This is a genomic window from Verrucomicrobiia bacterium, from assembly GCA_019694135.1.
GTDB lineage: Bacteria > Verrucomicrobiota > Verrucomicrobiia > JADLBR01 > JAIBCM01 > JAIBCM01.
The window spans coordinates 13,930-36,292 of sequence record JAIBCM010000004.1; the positions used below are offsets into that span (position 1 = coordinate 13,930).

Consider the following 22,363-nt stretch of genomic DNA (forward strand, 5'->3'; position numbering starts at 1 on the left):
TATGGATTGGGCAGCAATTGGTTTAAGTGTGCGACTTTCTGCATGTAGCACTTTTATTTTGATGCTATTAGGTTTGCCTTTGGCTTACTGGTTAGTCAATACGCGGTGGCGCGGGAAATTTTTTATTGAAGCAATGGTGGCTTTGCCGATTGTGTTGCCGCCTACGGTTTTGGGATTTTATGTGTTGATGGCGATTGGGCCGATGAGTCCGCTGGGTCGATGGTATGAAGGGGTTTTTGGTAATCGATTGCCTTTTACTTTTCAAGGGTTGTTGGTGGCATCGGTTTTTTACAGTTTGCCGTTTGCGGTGCAACCTTTTGCGAGTGGCTTTGCAGGGGTGAATCGGCGGGTTTTGGAGTCGGCATGGTGTTTGGGCGCGGGGCCGTTTCATGCTTTTTTTCGAGTGGCGTTGCCTTTGGCGTGGCCCGGAGTTTTAGCGGGTATGGTGTTGAGTTTTGCGCATACGATGGGTGAGTTTGGTGTGGTGTTAATGATCGGTGGTAATATTCCTGGAGTGACACGCACGGTGTCGATTTCGATTTATGATGAGGTGCAATCGCTGAATTACGCAGCAGCGAATCAGACGTCATTACTTTTACTGATTTTTTCTTTTGTTGTTCTGGTGATGGTTTATGCGTTGCAGCGCCGGACGATTCACATTTGGCCTGCAGGTTGATTGGGAGAAGACTAATCCATTTTGCCCATGCGTCCGAATTGAAAATCTTCAAAAGCTTGTTGTATTTCGGCGCGGCTATTCATGACAAAAGGGCCGTGACCTACGATGGGTTCGTGGAATGGTTCGCCACTCATGATCAGGAGATGAGCATTGGCACTGGCTTTTAGAAAAATGCCGGTTCCTTGCGATTCGAAGATCGCTAAATCGCCTTCTTGTGCGATGGTTTTTTCGTTATTGATTTCGACTTGGCCATTTAATACGAAGAAGGCTGTGGTATGATCGTTAGAAATAGGAAATTCTGCAGAGTGATCGCCGCGAAGGATGATATCCCATAGATTGATCGGAGAAAAAGTTTTAGCAGGCCCTTTTTTTTCAGAAAATTCTCCGGCAATGATGCGAACTGTTCCAGCTTGGTTGGGAAGAGAAACTGTGGGGATTTGATCTTTCAATAAAGTTTGATAGCCGGGTTTGGTGTTTTTGTCTTTTGCTCGTAAGTTGACCCAGAGTTGGATCACTTGAAAAAGGCCGCCACTTTCTGTGAATGCTGGAGAATGAAACTCTTCGTGGATGATGCCACGACCTGCGGTCATCCATTGCACGTCGCCCGGACCGATTTTCCCACCGCCACCACTCGAATCGCGATGTTCGAGTTCGCCTTGATAAGTAATGGTGACTGTCTCAAATCCTTTATGCGGATGAGCACCCACGCCACGACGTTCGTGGCTTGGTGAGAATTGGTAAGGAGCAGCGTAATCAAGAAGTAAAAAGGGACTAAGTTCTTGACCAAGATCGTTGTAAGTGAACACGGATCGAACGGGGAATCCGTTGCCGACCCAATGTATGTCGGAGCTGTGATGAATGCGTCGCAATTTTTTCATGATAAAGTAGTTTACCCATTTTTCCTGAAGTTGTGAAGGTTTGTGATGACAACTTTTGTTTTGATAAAGGGTAAAAAATCTTGCGAGTTAATGTTTGTTGGCTAAACTTTTACTTATTGTTCAAATAATTCTATTATCAACCCAGAAAAACAAAGGAAAACTATGAAAAATACTAAGTTCTATGTTTGTTCTACTTTAATTGCGGCGACTTTATCTTTAGCACCTTTGGTCCAAGGCGAAAGTGAAACGAATGCGGCCAAGATGGATTCGAAAATGGAAGAGATGATGAAAAAGGCTGAGGAGATGGGCAAGCCAGGTGAAGGACATCAAGTTTTGGAACCTTTAATTGGCGATTGGGAAGTGGAGGCGAAATGTTGGATGAACCCTGGAGAGGCTCCCCAAATTTCAAAGGGCAGTGCAAAAGCGATGTGGATTATGGGTGGTCGTTTTGTGCAAGAAGATTTTGATGGAGAAATGATGGGAAAACCGTTTCATGGCATGAGTCTAGCGGGTTATGATAACATGAATCAAAAATATCAAAGTGTGTGGATTGATGATATGAGCACGGCGATTTTTACCAGTGAAGGAACTGCGGGAGAAGAGGGTAAAGTGCTCACATTTACCAGTACGATGGATTGTCCCATGACAGGAGAAAAAGATCTACCCGTAAAACAAGTCATTCGCATTATTAGCAACGATAAACATACTTTTGAAATGTATGATCTTCGTAAGACTGATAACAATAAGACGATGGAGTTAACTTATACTCGCAAACAATAAAGGTTCTAAAATTTAGCCAATGCGCGAATGCTTGATAGCATTCGCGTTTTTTTTTATTTTTTTCTTTTTAAAAATGATAGCCAACGATTGATTTTTTAAATCATTACTTTAAGTGATATAAGAAATCATGCTTAGTTTTAAATTAGCCAATCATTCTCATTTAGGAACGCTTTTGATTTTAACGCGTGAGTACTATCTTCATGACGGACACGAATTTTCTGAAAGCAAGGTGCAAGGGGCATTAAAAGAGATTTTTAACAATAGCACATTGGGTAAAGTGTGGATGATTGCCTGGAACGAGGAAATGGTGGGCTATTTGATTTTGACATTTGGATTTAGTGTTGAGTTTGGTGGAAGAGATGCGTATGTGGATGAGTTTTATATTCGGGAGGCTTATCGCAGTAAGGGATTGGGTAGAAAAGCGATTGAGTTTGTCGAGGAAACCGCAAAAAAATTAGGGGTTAAAGCCATTCATTTGGAAGTGAATCGCAACAATAAAAATGCGCAGGAAGTTTATCGTAAATTAGATTTTCAAGACCGAGATTATTATTTGATGACGCGGTTATTGGAATAAATTTTTTTGCCCGCGAATCACGCGAAAAGACGCGAATAAAGAAAGGGCTTATTAAATGAGACGTTTAACCAGTTACGAGTTGCTAGTCACCCCAGCCCGCATTGCTGCGCAAAGCGCTGCTGGCGAGGGTCACTAAAATTACCACTCCAAGGTTACATTTCCTAAGCGATTCAAAATTTCCTGTGTGACGCGTTTTTCATCGTTTTCAGTTGGAGCTTGAAAGGTAACACTCCATCGCACGTAAGCGCCGGCATCATCCCAGGGCACCGTAGAGATGCATTTTTCAGTGATGAGCCATTGTGAGAAATCTTCAGCTGTTGCAAAAGTGATTTTTCCTTGCGCTGAAGTTGCTGCTTTGGGTGCTTTCACATAAAGAAAGAAAGAGCCTTTGGGTTTACGCGCTTGAAAGCCGAGTTTTTGTAAGGTAGCAACGAGCAAGTCCATTCTTCGGGAATATTTTTTAGCAATTTCTTGAGTAATTTCCGGATGATCAAAAGCGTAAGCGGTGGCGTGTTGAACGGCTAAAAATTGACCGGAATCAGTGTTGTCTTTTACATCCCCGTAGGCGCGAACAAGTTTTTCGTTACCGGCTACGAAACCGCACCGCCAACCGGTCATGTTAAAGTTTTTGCTAGCGGAATGCAGTTCAATGCCCACTTCTTTTGCACCGGGCATGGATAAAAAGCTCAACGGTGTTCCTTCAAAAACTAAAGCAGCGTATGCAAAATCGTGAATGACGATAATTTTATTTTCTTGAGCAAATTCGATAACCTTTTTGAAAAATTCAGGAGTCGCGCTTGCGCCGGTCGGATTATTGGGATAGTTGATGACCAGAGTTTTTGCTCGCTTCAAAATATCAACAGGAATGGAATCAAGGTTGGGTAGGAAATGATTTTCTTCCGTAAGTTTTAAATTGTAAACTTCGCCGCCGTAATATTTAGCATGGGTGCCAAAGATGGGATAACCTGGCGTTGTCATGAGCGCAACATCGCCGGGGTTAATAAAGCAGGCTGGTAAAATAGAAAGCGCAGCTTTGCTACCGATGGAGTGAATGACTTCTTTTTCAGGATCGATCGTAGCGCCACAAACATTTTTAAGATAGCTCGCCGCGGCCTGTTTCAGTACTGCATCGCCATTATCGGCATAGCCACGATTTTCGGGTTTTAGCGCTTCGCCATGCAGGGTTTTTATCACTTCGGAAAAAGCCATTTCATCCGGTTCGCCAACCCCGAGATCGAGAAGTTCCACTTCAGGATGTTTCGCGCGCGCCGATGCTTTTGCGCGTTTGATTTTTTCAAATTTATAAATAGCGGTGCTTTTGCCGTAATTTTTTCCGCCAATGCGTTCTGCAAATAAGTCTTGAATATAACTGTCTTCCATTTAACAGGCTCTAGAGAAAATAGAGAAAATTTAAAATAAAAATTGACGTAAATTAAATGGTGATCTAGAAAATATTCAATTCATGACGAATCAAGCAAACAAACTTGGTGGTCTAATTACAAGAAAAGATTTTATCTTTTATTCTCTTAGTGGATTTCTTTTTACCTGTCTTCCTGCTTTTTTGAAACAGTCGTCGCGTTTGAAAGCAAAACAACATTTTTCAATTAAACCGATTTCGGGCGTTCATTATAAACCTTCTTTTCTGGCTTTTTGTAAGAGAGCTAAATTTTCTTCGGTTAAACAAGCCATTACCGCTGTTAAAAATGATAAAATTCCTTTTGAAATTAGTCATGAAACATAAGTAAACGACTTTTAACCTCTCCAAACCATTTCACTGAAGCTTTATTAGTCTTGAAATGGGCGAGAGGGTGCCCCCGGGAATAAAAACCCGGGGGATTTTTAAAAAAAATGAAAACGCATCCTTCCTTCCGAAAACGTCGAGGAAAGCTTTCTTATCCTAAAAATGAAATTAGCGTAACCTGGCAAGCCATTACTGCTTTGATTAAAAGTAATGAAATAGCGGAGGCGTTGGCAGAACTTGATTCCTTAGCTCAACAAAGCGCAACTCCTGAAGTTCGATCACAAATTTTGGCTTTGGTAGGCGATTGTGAATTTAAGCGTAGCAAATATGAAGCGGCTCAAAAGGTTTATGAGTCAGCATTTCAATTGGTTTCTGGAACTTATTATGAATGGTTGCGACCGGCTTTAGGAAAGATCAGAGCTTTTTTAGCGAATTATCAAGTCCAAGAAGCTTATGATTATTCTCAAAAAACACTTTCTTTAGCTCAAGAGAAAAGCGAGGCATTTCAGGCTTATGTCAGTCAACTTACGTTGACTTCCCAAACTATTACTGTTCCGCTTCGCCCAGTTAATCCAGCCAGTGTTGCTTATCGGATTGGCTGTTGTTTTCGTGAGAAAGGGGAAAATGAAAAAGCAAAGGAATTTTTCACAAGAGCAGTGGAAATTAATCCTAACCAGGCCATTCCATCTCAAATTCAATTAGCTGAAATTGAGTTGAGAAATCATCCTCAATCGGCTTTGGATTTGGCTCTGGTTGCTATTAAATCAGGTCAAGGCAAAGCCAAAACGATCGCTGCATGGCCCATTTTGATTCGTGCCTTGGTCAAATTAAATCAGCCCTTTACTGATTCTTATCTTAATATTTTAGCGCAAGCCACGCCCACGTTGCGATCACGCGCGATGCTGATGATTGTGCGAGAGTTGCGCCGTTTTCAGCGACGAGAATGGCAGGTTTTGGCTGATCGTTGGTTGCAAGAAGATGGGGCGCAAGATTCTAGTGTGGCGGCGGAGATGCAAGAAATGATTTTGTCCACAGAAAAACAAGCCGTGGATGTGACCGCGCAACGGGTTGAAAAAGCCAAAGCATTGTTGCAAACGCCAAATCTTTGTCCACGCGAATGGATCACAGCCGCGAAAACGATTGTCGAAACTTCTTGTCGCTTGAATTTGGCATTTGATCTGGAAGGTTTAATGGGGCAAGCCACAAATTTATTTGATCCGGAAAAAATGTCTATCATTCGACACAGCATCGCGCGCTCCTGTTTTTTGGGAGATCGGGCGGATTTAGCAAGGCCTTTATTGGAACAAAATTTAGCTACTGTTTCATCGCAACATTCGCTCTGGGGCAAGACCGTTTGGTCATTGGCTCAATTATCGGAAGCGGCAGAAGATTATTCGTTAGCGGCTTATTATTATTTCAAACTGGCTCAACAATCTTCCCAAGCACTTCGCTTTCGTCTCATGGCGCGTTTAAGTTGGTGCGAGTGTTTGATTGAAACGGGCGATTCTGTGGCGTTGCAAGCAGCTCAACCCGAAATTGAAAATTTACTGGCGCAAACCCAAGACTTTAGCTTGCTCATGGATTTTGCGAGAAAACTTCGTTTTGTGCGAGGTCCACTGCAAAATTTGGCCAAACCACTTTTCCTGAAAGGGGAGACGATGGCTAGAGAAACGTTTCAGAAAAGTTCTTCGCCAAACTATGCCGTGAAAATTTTGAATCATCTCACACGTCGGCAAGTGGATTTTAATCATTTTGACCAAACCCTTGCACTTTGGCATTCCTTAACACCAGAAAAGAAACAATGGCTTTGGAGCGATAAAATCGAATATTGGGATTATCTCTCTTACGTTTTTTCGGCTTATGTTGTAACCAAACAAGCCAAACTTGGAAAGGCTTTAGCTCAGAACTATCTCGAAAATCCCTCCACACCTGTTAATGGCATCGGATCTTTAGGAGTTTCTTATGGTCTTTATCAACTCAATCAAGGTAACCAGCAAGAAGCTTTTCTATGGTTTGAAAAAGTGGCCGTTTCGGGTTTTAGTGCAGGTCGGGCCGCCTATGCCCACTACTGGCTGGCTTTGCGAGCGTTCAAACAAAACAATTTGGCTGAAGCCAATCGGCAAAGTCAGCGATTGCTTGCGATTTTGCCGCCGCGTTTTGGCCAACTCAAAGAAAAAGCCCTAGGCGCCTGCGCGCTTTTAATCCAAAAACAACTCAATCGTGAAGCAGCTATTTTGGCCGCTCCGGATCAAGAAAAATATATTCGCGCTCAATGGCATCGGGTGACTTCCGATTTAGAACGCTTATGAAATTTCGTCTCTTATTCTTTTTGCTAATAAGTTTTTTACTCCCTTTCTTTCTTCTTGCGGAAAAGGGCGATGTCCCAATCACAGCCACCGACACCAGTAGCGATGCTGGCACGCGAGAAAGCACTAAAACTTTGAAAATGGTTTATAAAGGAGAATCTCGAACGGCTAAGCTCGAAATTGCAGATAGCGGTTACGAAGAAAATGAGCCTCACTGGTATGGAGATGGCGTTGATGGCTCGCCTGGATCTTTAATTGCCACCTTCGAAGGCAGCAGTAGCACAACCGCTATGATCCATAGCGACGACCCCCCACGCGATGGCGAGGTTAATATTGAACTGGTGCCGGAAGGGGAAAAGAAGCTGTCATTAGGGGCAGAAATCAAATCAGTAAAAGACATTATGGATCAAATGAATTTATATAGTATAGAGCGCTATAAGAAAAAAATTGTGGAATTAAGTGGAGATATAGAAATAAGTCGTAAAAAAGTTGATTACTATGATAATGGGGAAAAAATTGGTGACTTTGTTAAACTAGAAGGATGTATTACTTTTCATATTATAGGACAAAAAACAGGTGAATTACTTAAATGGCCTACTCCAATTCCGACGGTTTATTTTGTGATTGAAGCTGAGTTTGGTGGCTTGAACAGCGTCATTTGCCTGAATGGAGAATACGATGAGTCAAAAATGAATCCATGGCTTCATCCGGTTAACGCATCATTGCAAGCAAACACCTCCATTTCATTAGCGGTTGAATTTCAATTTGATCCCTTAAAAATAGTTCAATTAGATGCCGGAGTAAAAGGCTCAGCCTCTATGGAGGCAACAGGTAATTATTGGAGTGAGCCTTCTTCAAAAATAATTTGGGGACAAACAAAAGCCTCTATGCAAAATCTTTGTGGCGAAGTTTTTGCAAAGCTGAAAATTTTAGAGACTAAAGAGATAAAGTTCACTTTTTGGAATGATTGTATTGATGATTTCTATCCTCATTGGGATAGCGGTAAAATGATTGTGTATTCGTTTAATTAAATTGTGAACCGACAAGCAACTATTTTTGTTGTAGCTATCATTGTGATAGCAAGCTTCTTAATAAGAAGTTTGTATAAACCTTGCAATTTTGTCGCTGATAACAAAAAGTTTAAGATTACAATCAATGTTTATAAGCCGCCTATTGTGATAGAAAATACAGAAATCCAGAATCATGTAAAAATTCCTGATTGGTTAAAAACAGTTCAATTTTTTTTGGCTCCCACTAATATCACTTTTAAAGAATGGAGCAATTTAGTAACAGCAGAATATTTCAATTCAGCTCAGCTAAGTGAAGAAGACTATAAGCAACAAAAAAAACTGCCATTTAAAAAAAGAACTGATGAATTTTCGCGAAAAAGTTATTTTTATGCGATTCAAATTTCCTACCAACGCGAGAAGCTTTTGGCTGTCAGGGAGGCCTACGGTGCGTATAAAGAAATGCCTTCAACACCAGTTAGTTCTTTTACATTTTTTCGCTATCACGAAGGCAAGTGGTTGCTGCATCTTTATGATGTTCCAGGTGAAGAATGGTTTAAGCTTTTTCCCATTACATCACTAGAAAAGATGCAATCTTTATTAAAGGCGGGCTCAGGCCGTGTGGGCCCCAAAGGATATTTTGAGCCTAATTAATTTATGAAAATAAATTGGCCGCTTCTTTTAATAGGCCTCATTTTTTTATTAGTAGGCATTTCAATGGTTATTCAATCATTGATTTATTTTTTTCGTGGGCTAGCGAGTTTTCATTGGAATCAAATTCAAGGGAGAATAACTCGATCCAAAATTATCATTGAACAGCCTAGCGCTCGAAAAGCGCCAAGTTACCGATGGGATTTAGAGTATTCTTATGAAGTGAGTGGTAAAACTTATTTTGCTAAAAATTATCGTCAAAATCCAAATGTTATTTCTTCTATTAATTTCTATCAAAAATTGGTTGATGCGAACCCTGTTAATGCTTTGGTCCAAGTTTTTTACCACCCAAGTTATCCTCAAAAAGCGGTTTTAAAACCAGGATTGGATTGGCAATGGTTTGTTTATTTTATTTCGTCTTTTATTTGTGTTGCGTTGGGTATATTTTTATTAATGCAAACTGCTTCCCTGAAAAATGCTAGCTTTCAAATTAGCCTTTGATTTATCAAATTGCATCTCATGAAATTAATATTTTGGTTATTTTTTCTTTTCCATTATTTGTGTGTGTCAGCAACTAATGAGTTTTACACTATTGAAACACCTTCAAAAAAATTTGAAGTTCAACTCATTACTTATTCTCCACCGCTTCTTACCGAAAAAGGGGAGATTAAAGGGCAAACACCAGAATGGTATGGGACTTTTTTAAAAACTGACATTCGACGATCAGCATCGTATAAAGATTATTTATCTTCATTGTCTCAAGAGAGAATCAATTTTTTAAAGATTACCAAGGAAAAATATGAAAAAGGTAAAAAATATGCCTTGGAAAAAAAATCTCGTTTTACGGAAAATCAAAGTATTTTTTATGAGGTGAGATTTCGAGAAAAAAATGATATCACCAGCTTTGTAGCCTCGCTTGACGAAAAACTGGTAGAGCAGATGCCCACGAATTCTATTCAGTTGAATTATTCCATTTATGTAAAAAGAAATGGCCAATGGTTAGCTCACTTTGTGCCGCTTAAACATGATTTTTGGAAATTTCCTATATCCGATTTAGAACGATTGAAAAAAATAATTAAAACTGGAAAAGCGAAGGTTGCTTTTGATGGAAAATTCCAGGCAGTGGATAGCTTATGAACAAATTTTTCATAATTTTAATTCTTAGTTTATTGTTTTCAGGATGCTCAAAGGGGCCTTTCCAGACTATCAGCACACCTAAAATTGATAAGTTAACCGAATTGATTAAGCATCATCCCAATGAAGCATGGCACTACAAAGAACGAGCATATTGTTATGCCATTTTAGGTTTGAAGCAACAGGCTATTAAGGATGTTAATATCGCGTTAAAGTTAGCGCCAGAAAATGCACCTCTCCATAGTCAAATGGGTTGGGCACTCTTTAATGCTGGCGCTTTTAAACTTGCTCTTAAAACTTGGGAAAAAGCCGCAGAGTTATCCGACTTTCAAAATTTATATGATTATTATGCTTTGGCTATTGGGCATTGGGCAAATGGCGATGACTTGGAAGCTATGAAATTTTATGATGAAACCGCTAAGAAAGATTCAGACTTTGGAGAATGGCTAACTTTGGAGGAAAAAACGAAGCATTGGACTCGTAAAGAAAAAGAAGCCATCTATCGTATTTATGAAATGTGGCGAAAAAGTTATCGTTTAAAACCCTATTTACAAAAATTATCTTAACTTGCTATGAACCTGCCAATTGGTTTACTCGAAAATCCAATTTCGTGGATTATTATTTTTCTAATTGTTGTTGGACTTGTCATCTTGAGTGCGATCAACACACCGAAACGAGGTTGGAATGTCTTAGCAGAAAAATTTAGGGCGGGGATGAAACCGGATGGAGCAAAAATTACGCAAATTACGGGTGTGATGAATGGTCGGAAACTTTATCCTAAAGGATTGTTGGCCTTAATCTCCGAAGAAGGAATTTATTTAACCACAGGCTTTCCTTATGCTTGGACTCATCCGCCGCTTTTTATGAAGTGGTCTGAGATGACGGGTTACAAAGAAAATCGCGTGGGTGAAGTGGGCTTTAATCTTCAGGCGACGGTGTGTTATGCGGATAAAAAGTTGGAGTTGGAGTTGCCGATTAAGTTAAGTGATGAGTTTAAGGAAAAGGCCGGTATTCAACTCATGGCGTGAATGCATTTCTTTGATGGGTAAATCGAGGCTTGCCTATTAGTGGCTTTCGTAGTTCTTTATCCGGGTGAAATTAATTCGAAGCGCAAAAAAGATGCAACAACTGGCCGCTCGTGGCAAGCGCGATGGTAAGCGAATCGTGCTGGTGCCGACGATGGGGGCGTTGCATAAGGGGCATGTGAGTTTGATTCGGCGCGCGAGAAAGCTGGGGGATTGGGTGGTGGTGAGTATTTATGTGAATGCCACGCAGTTTGGACGGCGCGAAGATTTTTCGAAGTATCCTCGGACTTTGGCAAGGGATTTGGAGTTGTGTCGCGAGGAAAAGGTAGATTTTGTGTTTGCTCCAAAAAATTTGTATGAGAAGGATCATTCGACTTGGGTGGAAGAGAAAGTAATTTCTCAAGATCGGTGTGGACGAAGTCGGCCGAATTTGTTTCGTGGAGTGACGACGGTGGTGTCAAAATTATTTCATTTAGTTCAACCGGATGTAGCAGTTTTTGGTCAAAAGGATGCGCAACAGGGTGAGGTGGTGGCGCAAATGGTGCGAGATTTGAATTTTCCAATAAAAATTGTGATGGCGTCTACGTTTCGGGAAAAAGACGGTTTGGCGATGAGTTCTCGTAATCGTTATTTATCAGTTAAAGAAAGGAGAATCGCACCGCAATTGTTTCAGATTTTAAAGCAAGCAGCGAAGTTGAAAAGAGGGCGAAGAGAGGTTTTTGCGTATGAAGCTCTACGAAAGGCGGGGCTCCGAGTGGATTATGTTGAGGAAGTCAATCAAAGATTGTGTGCGGCAGTTTGGCTGGGCAAAACACGATTGATTGATAATGTTTCCGTTACGTGATAGATTATAGGAAGCGAATTTTTTGGGCATGAAATTAATTGTATTTTTTTGGGTCTTTGTATTTTTCGGATGGTGTTACGGGTTCGGGGAAATTTATTCGCTCAATCAAAATGGTCAAACCCATCATTATCTTTTAGCTGAAGATGAAGTTTATGCAGAGGCTGCAAGCTTTAAAAGTTCGCGTCTTTTATTGAGGCGTTTAGCGGAATATTGGCCTCAGGCTACGGTGCTTGAGGAATATGATGAGGCGGCGTTAATACGATTACCTTCGTATCAAAATGCTAAAGGTATGATGGATTGGCAAACGGTTCACAAATCGACTGGAATTGAATTTTTTCCTGTGCTTTATGCTCAAGATAAGAAAGGGGTGGTTCGAAATGAAAAGACACGATTTTTTGCTAGTGCCAAAGTGGTAGTGAGCCTTCGCTCTCGAAAAAAGGCCAAACGATTAGCAAGGCGTTTTGGTAAGGCTTCTTTATTATCCTCTAACGCTCAGGGAAATGAGTGGATTTTGAAATATCAAACGGTTTGGGAGGCTCTTAAACAGGTTGAGATCATGCAGAAAAAAGATGTGAAAGCGCAAGTGATGATGGCGCACATGGTGTCGAAGCGATTGATACTCAACGATGTTTTTTATGATGATCTTTGGCAATTGAAAGATCAAATTCCTTTGGCAACTATTCCGATGGATATGAATGTGGAACCAGCTTGGGATAGTGTGTCGGGAGTGGGTGTGGGAATTGCTATTGTGGACGATGGATTGGATATCAAACATCCTGATTTGAAGGCAAATATTCCGGCACGCAGGGAAAAGTTAAATGTAAATTTTAATCGTAGGAAGATTTCTTTTAATCCTAAACCCAAACGTCGTGATATTCATGGCACAGCATGTGCTGGCTTAGCAGCAGCGGTTGGAAATAACGCCAAAGGGGTCGCGGGGGTCGCTTATGATGCGACTTTAGTTGGCATTCGTTTGATTGCGAAACCTTTTACCGATGAACAAGCTGCTATGGCGATGACATGGCGTTCTGATCGGATTTTTATTTATTCTAGTAGTTGGGGGCCTTTTGATAGTGGACAGGATTTATTAGAGGCCGCTCCAGGTCCATTGTTGCAAGAAGCGCTTAAAAATGGTGTGCAATCGGGTCGCGTTGGACGAGGCAGTATTTATATTTGGGCTGGAGGAAATGGAAGAGATGTGGGAGATAATGCGAATTATGATGGTTATGCAAATTCGCGTTATGTGATTGCTGTAGGAGCTTATGATAAAAAGGGGGAGCAGTCCTATTACAGTGAATCGGGTGCTAACCTTGTGGTGGTAGCGCCTTCTAGTGGTGATGATTTTAATACTCAAGGTGTCTATACGACTTTGGCTAAAAAAAGGGGAAAACATCGTGCCTATACGCTTTTCACTGGCACTTCGGCCTCGGCGCCTCAAGTGGCTGGGGTCATTGCGTTGATGTTGCAAAAAAATCCCAATTTAGGATGGCGCGATGTGAAGGAAATTTTGATTCGCACAGCAAATCGTGATGGACTTATCGCAACCAATGAAATTTCTTTTGATGCCACAGCGGGCAACGAAAAATTTGCAACAAATGCAGCCGGTTTTATATTCAGTCATTCTTATGGGGCCGGCCGAGTGGATGCGGGGCAAGCGGTGGCTCTGGCTGCGATGTGGACGAATTTGGCAACGGAAACAAGTCAGCTTTTAACTTTTTCTAATTTAGATATCCCTTTTTCTCAAACTAATAATGTGGTGGCCCCTTTTGAGGTCAGTTCTAATGAAAACATGCGTGTGGAGACGGTGCTGTTCTCGATTGATGCCAGTGGAGTGATCAGGAGTAATTTAGTTTTGGAGCTGACTGCGCCTTCTGGTATGAAATCAGTTGTGCCTTATCGTTATCAAGATCAGAATATAGGTCTTACTAATTGGACATTTTCTTCGGTAAGGCATTGGGGGGAGTCGAGTCAAGGTACCTGGCAGTTGCGGGCGAGGAATTTAGGTCCGAATATTGTGACATTATCGCCGAATGAAACTGAGACGGCTATCGTTCATTCTGTTTCGCTACAGCTCTTTGGCACGAAAAAATAATTTTTTATAAAAAAATAGTTGCCATAAGCCAGCGTTTCATTATATTCGCCCATCCTTTCGTTTTCGAACGGGGCAAACCCATCTCAAGTGGTAGTGCTTATTAAACCGATTAAGGGATCGGTGTTGTCAACGCAAAGGGTAAAAATTTAAATGAGAAAAAGATTGTGCCTACGATTAATCAGTTAGTGCGAAAAGGCCGTGAGAAATTGACGGTGAAAAGTAAATCGCCTGCGCTTAAAGGCGCGCCGCAGCGACGTGGGGTTTGTGTGCAAGTGATGACTCGCACACCCAAAAAACCTAATTCGGCTTTGCGTAAGGTTGCAAAAGTTCGTTTGACTAATGGCCAAGAGGTGATTGCTTACATTCCTGGTGAAGGACATAACTTGCAAGAACACTCCATTGTTCTTGTGCGTGGTGGTCGTGTGAAAGATTTACCAGGTGTGCGTTACCATATCGTGCGTGGGACTTTGGATTCTTTAGGCGCTGTGGGGCCTAGCAATACGAATAAGTTAAATCGTATGGTTTCCCGAAGTAAGTATGGAGTGAAAAAACCTAAAGCAGGAGCCGCTGGAGCTGCTCCCGCGAAGAAATAGTTTTAAAAATTATGGCTCGTAGACGTGCAGCAACTAAAAGAGAAATGACACCGGACGCTCGTTACGGAAATGTCCTGGTTTCGCGTTTGATTAATACCGTGATGTCGCGCGGAAAGAAATCGCTGGCTGAAAAAATAGTTTACTCAGCGATTGATTCTACCAATGAGAATTCGCAAAACAGCGGTGATCCTTTAGAAGTTTTTAATAAAGCGATTGAAAATGTTCGTCCTCGTGTAGAAGTGAAAGCAAGACGCGTAGGTGGCGCTACTTATCAAGTGCCTACTGAAGTTCCTTATGATCGTGCGGTTTCCCTCGCTACACGATGGATTGTAACGTTTGCTGAAAAACGCAAGGGTTCACCCATGAAAAAAGCTTTAGCGCAAGAAATTAAAGAAGCGGCTTCTGGTCAAGGCGCTGCAGTTAAAAAGAAAGAAGATGTTCACAAAATGGCACAAGCTAATAAAGCTTTTGCTCATTTTAGATGGTAATCATTATGAGTGCGACTGCTGCCCCAACTCCTGCTGCTGGTAAAAACCCGAATTCGCCCAAGCGTCCTTATACCTTGGAGCGCACTCGCAATATCGGTATTTGTGCGCACATTGATGCGGGTAAAACAACCACAACAGAACGTGTTTTATTTTATACCGGTTCCATTCACAAGATTGGTGAAGTGCATGAAGGCACGACCGTAACCGATTGGATGGAGCAAGAGCGCGAGCGTGGCATTACCATTACTTCTGCGGCGACCACCTGTTTTTGGGCGCCTAAAAAAGAAGCGGACATGTTTAAAGCGTTTGAGGGAGTCAAGCATCGTATCAACATTATCGATACTCCGGGTCACGTCGATTTTACTGCTGAAGTAGAGCGTTCTCTGCGCGTTTTGGATGGTGCCGTTGCGGTTTTTTGTGGAGTTGCCGGTGTGCAGCCACAATCGGAAACGGTTTGGCGTCAGGCTACTAAATATAATGTGCCGCGCATTGCTTTTGTTAACAAAATGGATCGTGTGGGCGCGAATTTCGATAATGCGATCAACGACATGCGCACTAAATTAGGTGCCAATGCTTGGCCGATTTTAATTCCGCTGGGAGCAGAAGATCAGCTCAAAGGTCAGATTGACGTAATCAATGGTAAAGCCATTATTTATAATGATAGTGATAAAGTTGGATCCACTTACGAAGTTCAAGAATTGAGCGCAGAGCAAAAGCAGCTAGCAGATAAAGCTCGCCAGGATCTGATTAGTGCCTTGGCTGATGTAGACGATGAAATTGCAGAACTTTTCTTGGAAGAAAAAACACCTACTATTCAGCAAATCAAAGCCGCTTTAAGACGCGCAACTATTGCAAATAAACTTGTTCCCGTGGTTGGGGGTAGTGCTTTTAAAAATAAAGGAGTTCAGCTTTTGATTGATTCCGTAATCGAATATCTTCCTGGTCCTTTGGATATTCCTGCGGCGAAAGGGCAAGATCCCGATGATGAATCGCCCATCGATGCGCCCACGGATGATAGCGGTAATTTTTGTTCTCTAGCTTTTAAACTTTGGACCGATCCATTTGTTGGGAAATTAATTTTCTTCCGGGTTTATAGCGGGTCGATTAAAAAAGGAGATTCGATTTATAATCCTCGCACCAATAAACGTGAGCGGATTAGTCGTATTATTCAGATTCAGGCTGATAAACGTGAGGATATTGAAGAGGTGTTTGCGGGCGATATTGCTGCGACAGTTGGCATTAAAGATATCATGACCGGCGACACGCTTTGTGATGAAGATCATCCGATCCTATTGGAACCGCCTTCATTTCCTGAACCGGTTATTAGCATGGCTGTTGAGCCTAAAACAAAAGGGGATCGTGAGCGTATGGGTGAAGCGCTAGGACGTCTAGCGGCTGAAGATCCGACTTTTGTTGTTAATACGAACGAAGAAACAGGACAGACCATTATCGCAGGGATGGGTGAGTTGCATTTGGACATTATTCGTGATCGTTTGAAACGCGAATTCAATGTGGAAACCAATGCGGGTGCACCGCAGATTGCTTATCGCGAAACTATTCTTCAACACGCGGATGGTGAGGGTAAACTCATCAAACAATCCGGTGGTCGTGGTCAATATGGTCACGTGATTTTGGATGTTGAACCCTTGGAGCGCGGTAAAGGGTTGGTCATCGAAAACAAAGTGGTCGGTGGTAACATTCCCAAAGAATATATTCCTGCTTGTAAGAAAGGTGTGGAAGAAGCCACGTTAAACGGAGTTTTAGGTGGCTATCGCGTGATTGATATTAAAGTTCAAATTTTGGATGGAACTTATCACGAAGTCGATTCCAATGAACTCGCTTTTAAAATGGCAGCGATCTTTGCTTTGAAAGATGCCATGAAAAAAGCAAAACCTATCATGCTGGAGCCTATCATGAAAGTGGAAGTTGTAACGCCAGACGAGTTTCAGGGCGATATCATGGGCGATCTGAATCGTCGTCGTGGTAAAATCATGAATATTGAAAGCAAACAAAATGCTTCTTTAGTGCACGCTGAGGTGCCCTTATCAGAAATGTTTGGCTATTCCACAGCCATTCGCTCCATGTCGAAAGGAAGAGCTTCTTATTCCATGGAACCTTCACACTTTGAACAGGTTCCCGCCCAAATTGTAACCGCTATTTTAGACCAGAAAAAACAGTAATTTTATGAACGGCCAACGTATTCGTATTCGATTAAAAGGATTTGACCATCGCATCGTCGATAATTCGACTCGCGAAATTGTTGAAACTGCTAAACGCACCGGTGCTAAAGTTTCAGGGCCGATCCCGCTTCCTACCAAAACTGAGCGCTTCACAGTTAACCGTTCTCCGCACGTAGATAAAAAGAGCATGGATCAATTTGAAATTCGCACGCACAAACGCGTTTTAGATATTGTGGATCCTACATCAAAAACCATTGATGAATTAAAAAAATTAAATTTGCCTGCGGGCGTTGATATTACCATTAAGATTTAGCACGGAAGATAATATGAGCTTTGGATTAATTGGAAAAAAAATTGGTATGACTCGTTTTTACGATGAAAAAGGAGTCGTGCATCCTGTTACCGTGATTCATGTGGGTGAAAATGTTGTGACTCAAGTAAAAACCCAGGATAAAGACGGTTATGAAAGTGTGCAGTTAGGATATGGCGACAAAAAGGAAAATCGCACAGTTAAAGCCCAATTGGGTCATTTTAAAAAAGCTGGTGTAACTCCTAAATCTCGCCTTCGCGAGTTTCGTAGAGCAGCAGGTGATTTAACACTCGGCTCCAAAGTGGCTGCCACTCTTTTTCAAGTAGGGCAACGTGTGGATGTGATTGGTGTTTCCAAAGGAAAAGGTTTTGCGGGAGTTATCAAAAAACATAACATGAGCGGACAAAATGAAACGCATGGATCGATGATGCATCGTCGCACTGGAGCCATTGGTATGCGTTCCACGCCCGGTCGTATTTGGAAAAATGCTGGTATGCCAGGACATTTAGGATCCGAACGAAAAACGATTCAAAATTTAACGGTGCTTCAAGTTCGTGAACAAGACCAAGTGCTTTTAATCCAAGGAGCTGTGCCGGGTGCCAATGGAAGTTTCTTGATTGTTCGGGAAGCGGTAAAAAAATCAAAAACAAAAAATGTTAAGAAATAGTTTATCATGAGCGCAAAAGTTTTAACTCTAGATCAAGCCGCAAAAACAATGAAGGTTGAGTTCATTGCCAATGGTCGTGGAACGCAAGCTGTTCATGATACCGTTGTTGCCTTGCGCGCAAATCGTCGCGCAGGAACGCATAGCGTCAAAACAAAAGCAACGGTGCAAAAATCAGGTTCAAAACCTTGGCGTCAAAAAGGAACCGGTCGAGCCCGTGCAGGTTATGTGGCTTCACCTGTTTGGCGCGGTGGTGGTGTCGTATTTGGACCGCATCCTCGTGATTATTCGAAGAAAATTTCTAAAAAAACCAAAAAGCTTTCCTTGAAAAAAGCGTTGGGTGAACGAATTAAAAATGGCGATGTGAATGTAGTAGAGAATTTTGAATTGCCTAAACCCAAGACTAAAGAGTTGGTGGGCTGGTTATCACAAAATAAATTAAAAAATTCTGTGCTTTTGATTGAAGCCAAAGCCAATGCTAATTTACTTTTAGCTAGTCGGAATGTTCCTAAAGTGGAAACAGTTTTGGCTGCGGATGTTAATACAGAACAGCTACTGCGCTATAATAAAATTTTTATTAGCAACGAAGCGCTGACAACTTTAGGACAACGACTTCAATAGAGAGAAAAATTATGCGCGATCCTTTTGATATTATTAAAAAAATTCGAATTACGGAAAAAGGCACGGTGCTTTCCGATAAGCATAATCAATATCTTTTTCACGTAGACAGTCGTGCTACCAAACAAGAAATCAAGAAAGCGGTGGAAACTTTATTTGATAAAAAAGTTTCGCGTGTTAACACCTTGAATATCTTGGGTAAGAAGAAAAGAGAGCGACGAGCAGATTTTGGAAAGCGACCCGATTGGAAAAAAGCAGTGGTAACACTGAAAGAGGGAGAAAAAATTTCGTTAGTTTAATGAGGGAGAGTTATGGCAGTTAAAAATTATCGTCCTTTAACACCCAGCTTGCGTTTTACAGAACGTCCGATGTTTAGGGAAATTACCAAATCTAAACCGGAACGTTCCCTGACGGAAGCCAAGAAGCGATCTGGCGGTCGCAACGCTTATGGACGCATTACTCGACGTCATCAAGGTGGCGGTCATAAACAGCGTTATCGTTTAATTGATTTTAAACGCACGAAACGCGATATTGCAGCAACAGTTGAAGCGATTGAATACGATCCTAATCGTTCCGCTCGCATTGCCCTCATCAAATATGCTGATGGCGACAAAGCTTACATTCTCGCACCCGTAGGACTTTCCGTTGGTGATCAAGTTCAAGCAGGCGAAAATGCGGAACCTAAACCGGGCAACAGCTTGCCGTTGAAAAAAATCCCTCTTTCTTCGCCGATTCATAATATTGAACTCATGCCAGGTCGCGGCGCACAATTAGTTCGCAGCGCCGGTTCAGCTGCCACGCTCATGGCAGTGGATTCGGGCTACGCTCAGATTAAGTTACCTTCCACAGAAATCCGTAAGGTGCATGAAAATTGTTATGCGACTATTGGTCAGTTAGGTAACACCGATCATGAAAATTATACGATTGGTAAAGCAGGTCGTTCTCGTTGGTTAGGAATTCGTCCTACCGTTCGTGGTATGGTAATGAACCCGATCGATCACCCGAATGGTGGTGGACAAGGTAAAAGCAAAGGTGGCGGCGGACGTCAACATCTCGTTTCTCCTTGGGGGCAAGTCGCGCGTGGCTTGAAAACCCGAGCTTTGGCGAAACCGAGTAATAAATTTATTGTGCAACGTAGGAAGAAGAAATAAGTATGGGCAGATCATTAAAAAAAGGACCTTTTGTTGATGACCATCTTTTGGAAAAGGTGGAAAAGATGAATGGACAGAATCAAAAAAAACCAATAAAGACCTGGTCGCGTCGCTCTTTGATCGTTCCTGATTTTGTTGGACACACTTTTCTCGTTCATAATGGTAAAATTTTTAACTCTGTTTTCGTGACTGAAAACATGGTTGGACATCGTTTGGGAGAGTTTTCTCCGACTCGCACCTTTAAGCGACATGGTGCGCACACGGAGAAGGCCGCTGCCAAATAAAATGATTTGAAAAAATCCGTAACAACCTTGGGTTGCGCGGTGATGGTAGTCATAACCATCAGTTCTTTGAAGCCACTAAAAATGAGTGGTGAGGAAGTAAATGAGTCGTTAGATGCGACCAACTCCCTTTCGATCACTCAATCTGTGAACACAGAAACGATTCAACCATTGCAACAACAATTGGAAGAAAAAACTAAAGCATTAGAAGCGTTAGAAAAACTATTGTTTGCAGCTAACGCGGATGCGGAAGCAAGCCAGCGCGAGTTGGAATCAAGAAAACGTCGAGATGCGGCGTTAGGCTTGGAAGCCTTAACGGGAGATGAAAAACGTATGCAAGAACAACTTGTGACAACTCTCGGAAGTCTTTATCGTTCGGAACAAGAGCGAAAACAAGCATTTGAAGCTTTAGTGAAAATCATTACTCGTGCGGAAGATTTGCTACCCAAGATGAAGCTTGCGTCGCAAGATAAAAAAGCTTTCGAAAAAGAATTGGCGCAAGCTAAAAAAATTATTTCGAGTCGTGAAAAGCAAAAGCAGGGCGTATTAAACGCGGGTTTGCTCAATGCGGAAGTCATCGGTTATGAAACTAAACTCAATTTAATTGTGTTAAATGTGGGTTGGGCACAAGACGTGAAGCCGAGCATGACATTTGAAGTGTTGAAGGACGATAAAGTCATTGCGTTGTGTCGGATTGTTGATGTGCGAAAACGGTTAAGTGGCGGATTAATAGAAAAAAAATTTGAAAGCGAGATTGAGGTAGGCAACAAGGCTCGCGTGAAATTAGTAAAATTGCCTAAGTTAGAAAAATGATATGGAAGTTAGAGCCATTACCAAATATGTGAAGATTTCGCCCTTTAAGGCGCGCGAAGTCACGCGAGAGATCCAGGGTTTGCCGGCATCGGCAGCGTTGGATATTCTGAAATTTTCACCGAAAAAAGCTGCGCGATTGGTGGATAAGACGTTGAAATCGGCTATTGCTAATGCGGAAAATAATGCAGATTTGCGAGCAGCCTCACTCTTTGTGAAAGAAGCGGTGATTGGTGAAGGCCCGACTATGAAACGGTTTCAACCTAAAGCCCGTGGTAGCGCGGGGCCTATCCGTAAGCGCACGAGCCATATTCGGATTATTCTCACGGATGATCAACCGATAGTTAAAGAAAAAAACAAAGTGAAAACCAAAGCGGAAAAAGCCGAATCAAATGAAGCGGCAACCTCTGCGGAACCACAAAAAAAGAAAACAACGAAAGCTGCTAGCACAAAAAAGAAAAAGGAATAATGCATGGGACAGAAAGTTAACCCGATCGGATTTCGTATCGCCCTTAATAAAAATTGGCGATCGATGTGGTATGCCAACAAAAAAGATTATTTAAAATTTTTGCATGAAGATTTTGCTATTCGTGATTTTCTTAAAGGAAAGCTCGCAACGGCTGCGGTGGCCCGCACTATTATTGAACGAGCGACTAATCGCGTTCGTGTGAATATTTTTACGGCGCGCCCAGGAATTATTATTGGTCGCAAAGGCGCAGAATTGGACACGCTCAAAAAAGAAATTAGCGATTTGACCGAGGCCAACGAAGTTTCTGTAGAAATTAAAGAAATCAAAACGCCGGAATTGGAAGCGCAGCTCGTAGCGGAAAATATTGCTTTGCAGCTGGAGCGTCGTATTTCTTATCGTCGCGCGATGAAAAAAGCAGTTCAAACAGCAATGGATTTTGGCGCAGAAGGTATTAAAGTGCGTTGTGCGGGACGTTTAGGCGGTTCAGAAATTGCTCGAACCGAACAATATCGCGAAGGTAAGGTGCCTTTGCATACGTTGCGAGCCAATATTGATTACGGATTTGCTGAAGCCAACACGGTAGCAGGAAAAATTGGTGTAAAATGTTGGATTTGCAAAAAGGAGGAGGCGGCGCCGGCAGCTCGGTAAGCCTGAGGAATTATGGCATTATTACCTAAACGAGTTAAATATCGTAAAACTCAACGCGGAAGTCGTAAGGGTTTTGCTTCGCGTAATACGACATTAAGTTTTGGCGAGTTTGGTTTGCAAGCGTTGGAACGTTGCTGGATGACTAACACTCAGATTGAAGCGGCCCGCGTGGCATTAACCCGTAACATGAAACGAAAGGGAAAGTTATGGATTCGTCTTTTTCCTGATAAATCCGTGACTTCGCGTCCGCCAGAAACCCGAATGGGTAAAGGAAAAGGATCACCAGAATATTGGGTGGCGGTGGTGCGACCCGGAAATATGATTTTTGAGTTAGACGGTTTAACGGAGGGTGTAGCTCGGGAATCGTTGCGTTTAGCAGCGACCAAATTGCCGATTCGCACCCGTTTTATTGCAAGGCATAAGCATTCATAATAGAGTGAGGA

The 22,363-nt window shown here is 42.1% G+C and carries 28 protein-coding genes; 26 read left to right on the forward strand and 2 right to left on the reverse strand.

Annotated elements, in window-relative coordinates:
• The first annotated feature begins 1 nt into the window (after position 1).
• Complete coding sequence (modB, locus tag K1X66_06605; protein ID MBX7158038.1) at positions 2-676, forward strand: molybdate ABC transporter permease subunit; 675 nt, start codon at positions 2-4, stop codon at positions 674-676.
• Positions 677-687: 11 nt separating this feature from the next.
• On the opposite strand, the gene K1X66_06610 is transcribed toward modB, so the two are convergent.
• Positions 688-1,554: a pirin family protein gene (locus K1X66_06610; protein MBX7158039.1), complete on the reverse strand. Its 867-nt coding sequence runs from the start codon at positions 1,552-1,554 to the stop codon at positions 688-690.
• A 162-nt stretch (positions 1,555-1,716) separates the two neighbouring features.
• On the opposite strand from K1X66_06610, the gene K1X66_06615 reads away from it, so the two are divergent.
• Both K1X66_06615 and K1X66_06620 read left to right on the forward strand, forming a co-directional pair.
• Positions 1,717-2,334, forward strand: a complete 618-nt coding sequence (locus K1X66_06615; protein MBX7158040.1) for a DUF1579 domain-containing protein — start codon at positions 1,717-1,719, stop codon at positions 2,332-2,334.
• Between the two features lie 127 nt (positions 2,335-2,461).
• Positions 2,462-2,908, forward strand: a complete 447-nt coding sequence (locus K1X66_06620; GenBank protein ID MBX7158041.1) for a GNAT family N-acetyltransferase — start codon at positions 2,462-2,464, stop codon at positions 2,906-2,908.
• 138 nt (positions 2,909-3,046) lie between these two features.
• On the opposite strand, the gene K1X66_06625 is transcribed toward K1X66_06620, so the two are convergent.
• Complete coding sequence (locus tag K1X66_06625) at positions 3,047-4,288, reverse strand: LL-diaminopimelate aminotransferase (protein ID MBX7158042.1); 1,242 nt, start codon at positions 4,286-4,288, stop codon at positions 3,047-3,049.
• Between the two features lie 82 nt (positions 4,289-4,370).
• Here K1X66_06625 and K1X66_06630 point away from each other — a divergent pair, with 82 nt between their 5' ends.
• From K1X66_06630 to rplP, 23 genes are all read left to right on the forward strand, one after another.
• Positions 4,371-4,649: a hypothetical protein gene (locus tag K1X66_06630; protein MBX7158043.1), complete on the forward strand. Its 279-nt coding sequence runs from the start codon at positions 4,371-4,373 to the stop codon at positions 4,647-4,649.
• Between the two features lie 107 nt (positions 4,650-4,756).
• Positions 4,757-6,958, forward strand: a complete 2,202-nt coding sequence (locus K1X66_06635) for a tetratricopeptide repeat protein (GenBank protein ID MBX7158044.1) — start codon at positions 4,757-4,759, stop codon at positions 6,956-6,958.
• On the forward strand, positions 6,955-7,986 hold the full coding sequence (locus K1X66_06640) for a hypothetical protein (protein ID MBX7158045.1): 1,032 nt from the start codon (positions 6,955-6,957) through the stop codon (positions 7,984-7,986). The genes K1X66_06635 and K1X66_06640 overlap by 4 nt, the downstream gene beginning before the upstream one ends.
• Positions 7,987-8,130: 144 nt before the next feature.
• Positions 8,131-8,616, forward strand: coding sequence for a hypothetical protein (locus K1X66_06645; protein MBX7158046.1), 486 nt, complete (start codon positions 8,131-8,133; stop codon positions 8,614-8,616).
• Positions 8,617-8,619: 3 nt separating this feature from the next.
• Entirely contained in the window at positions 8,620-9,114 is a 495-nt protein-coding gene (locus K1X66_06650; GenBank protein MBX7158047.1) for a DUF3592 domain-containing protein, read from the forward strand.
• Between the two features lie 18 nt (positions 9,115-9,132).
• Positions 9,133-9,750 (forward strand): hypothetical protein, encoded by a 618-nt coding sequence (locus K1X66_06655; protein MBX7158048.1) that lies wholly within the window; start codon positions 9,133-9,135, stop codon positions 9,748-9,750.
• Positions 9,747-10,313 (forward strand): hypothetical protein, encoded by a 567-nt coding sequence (locus tag K1X66_06660; GenBank protein ID MBX7158049.1) that lies wholly within the window; start codon positions 9,747-9,749, stop codon positions 10,311-10,313. Before K1X66_06655 ends, K1X66_06660 begins: the two co-directional genes overlap by 4 nt.
• Positions 10,314-10,319: 6 nt before the next feature.
• Complete coding sequence (locus K1X66_06665) at positions 10,320-10,775, forward strand: hypothetical protein (protein MBX7158050.1); 456 nt, start codon at positions 10,320-10,322, stop codon at positions 10,773-10,775.
• A 64-nt stretch (positions 10,776-10,839) separates the two neighbouring features.
• The gene (gene panC / locus K1X66_06670; GenBank protein ID MBX7158051.1) at positions 10,840-11,616 is read left to right on the forward strand and encodes a pantoate--beta-alanine ligase; all 777 of its coding nucleotides are present in this window, start codon (positions 10,840-10,842) and stop codon (positions 11,614-11,616) included.
• 28 nt (positions 11,617-11,644) lie between these two features.
• Positions 11,645-13,708 carry a S8 family serine peptidase gene (locus tag K1X66_06675; protein MBX7158052.1) on the forward strand — a complete coding sequence of 688 codons (2,064 nt, stop codon included), beginning with the start codon at positions 11,645-11,647 and terminating at the stop codon, positions 13,706-13,708.
• Positions 13,709-13,872: 164 nt separating this feature from the next.
• Complete coding sequence (gene rpsL / locus K1X66_06680) at positions 13,873-14,301, forward strand: 30S ribosomal protein S12 (protein ID MBX7158053.1); 429 nt, start codon at positions 13,873-13,875, stop codon at positions 14,299-14,301.
• An 11-nt stretch (positions 14,302-14,312) separates the two neighbouring features.
• Positions 14,313-14,789, forward strand: a complete 477-nt coding sequence (rpsG, locus tag K1X66_06685; GenBank protein ID MBX7158054.1) for a 30S ribosomal protein S7 — start codon at positions 14,313-14,315, stop codon at positions 14,787-14,789.
• A gap of 5 nt (positions 14,790-14,794) precedes the next feature.
• Positions 14,795-16,969 carry an elongation factor G gene (gene fusA, locus K1X66_06690; protein ID MBX7158055.1) on the forward strand — a complete coding sequence of 725 codons (2,175 nt, stop codon included), beginning with the start codon at positions 14,795-14,797 and terminating at the stop codon, positions 16,967-16,969.
• A gap of 4 nt (positions 16,970-16,973) precedes the next feature.
• Positions 16,974-17,282, forward strand: a complete 309-nt coding sequence (gene rpsJ / locus K1X66_06695) for a 30S ribosomal protein S10 (protein MBX7158056.1) — start codon at positions 16,974-16,976, stop codon at positions 17,280-17,282.
• A gap of 13 nt (positions 17,283-17,295) precedes the next feature.
• Positions 17,296-17,946 (forward strand): 50S ribosomal protein L3, encoded by a 651-nt coding sequence (gene rplC / locus K1X66_06700; GenBank protein ID MBX7158057.1) that lies wholly within the window; start codon positions 17,296-17,298, stop codon positions 17,944-17,946.
• Between the two features lie 6 nt (positions 17,947-17,952).
• Positions 17,953-18,564, forward strand: coding sequence for a 50S ribosomal protein L4 (gene rplD / locus K1X66_06705; protein MBX7158058.1), 612 nt, complete (start codon positions 17,953-17,955; stop codon positions 18,562-18,564).
• Positions 18,565-18,575: 11 nt separating this feature from the next.
• Positions 18,576-18,860, forward strand: coding sequence for a 50S ribosomal protein L23 (gene rplW, locus K1X66_06710; GenBank protein MBX7158059.1), 285 nt, complete (start codon positions 18,576-18,578; stop codon positions 18,858-18,860).
• Between the two features lie 12 nt (positions 18,861-18,872).
• A complete protein-coding gene (rplB, locus tag K1X66_06715; GenBank protein MBX7158060.1) occupies positions 18,873-19,712 on the forward strand; it encodes a 50S ribosomal protein L2 in 840 nt (279 codons plus the stop codon).
• A 2-nt stretch (positions 19,713-19,714) separates the two neighbouring features.
• Positions 19,715-19,996 (forward strand): 30S ribosomal protein S19, encoded by a 282-nt coding sequence (rpsS, locus tag K1X66_06720; protein ID MBX7158061.1) that lies wholly within the window; start codon positions 19,715-19,717, stop codon positions 19,994-19,996.
• A 6-nt stretch (positions 19,997-20,002) separates the two neighbouring features.
• Entirely contained in the window at positions 20,003-20,806 is an 804-nt protein-coding gene (locus K1X66_06725; protein MBX7158062.1) for a hypothetical protein, read from the forward strand.
• Position 20,807: 1 nt separating this feature from the next.
• Entirely contained in the window at positions 20,808-21,272 is a 465-nt protein-coding gene (gene rplV / locus K1X66_06730) for a 50S ribosomal protein L22 (protein ID MBX7158063.1), read from the forward strand.
• Positions 21,273-21,275: 3 nt separating this feature from the next.
• Positions 21,276-21,920 carry a 30S ribosomal protein S3 gene (gene rpsC / locus K1X66_06735; GenBank protein MBX7158064.1) on the forward strand — a complete coding sequence of 215 codons (645 nt, stop codon included), beginning with the start codon at positions 21,276-21,278 and terminating at the stop codon, positions 21,918-21,920.
• Between the two features lie 12 nt (positions 21,921-21,932).
• A complete protein-coding gene (rplP, locus tag K1X66_06740) occupies positions 21,933-22,352 on the forward strand; it encodes a 50S ribosomal protein L16 (protein MBX7158065.1) in 420 nt (139 codons plus the stop codon).
• Positions 22,353-22,363 lie beyond the last annotated feature (11 nt).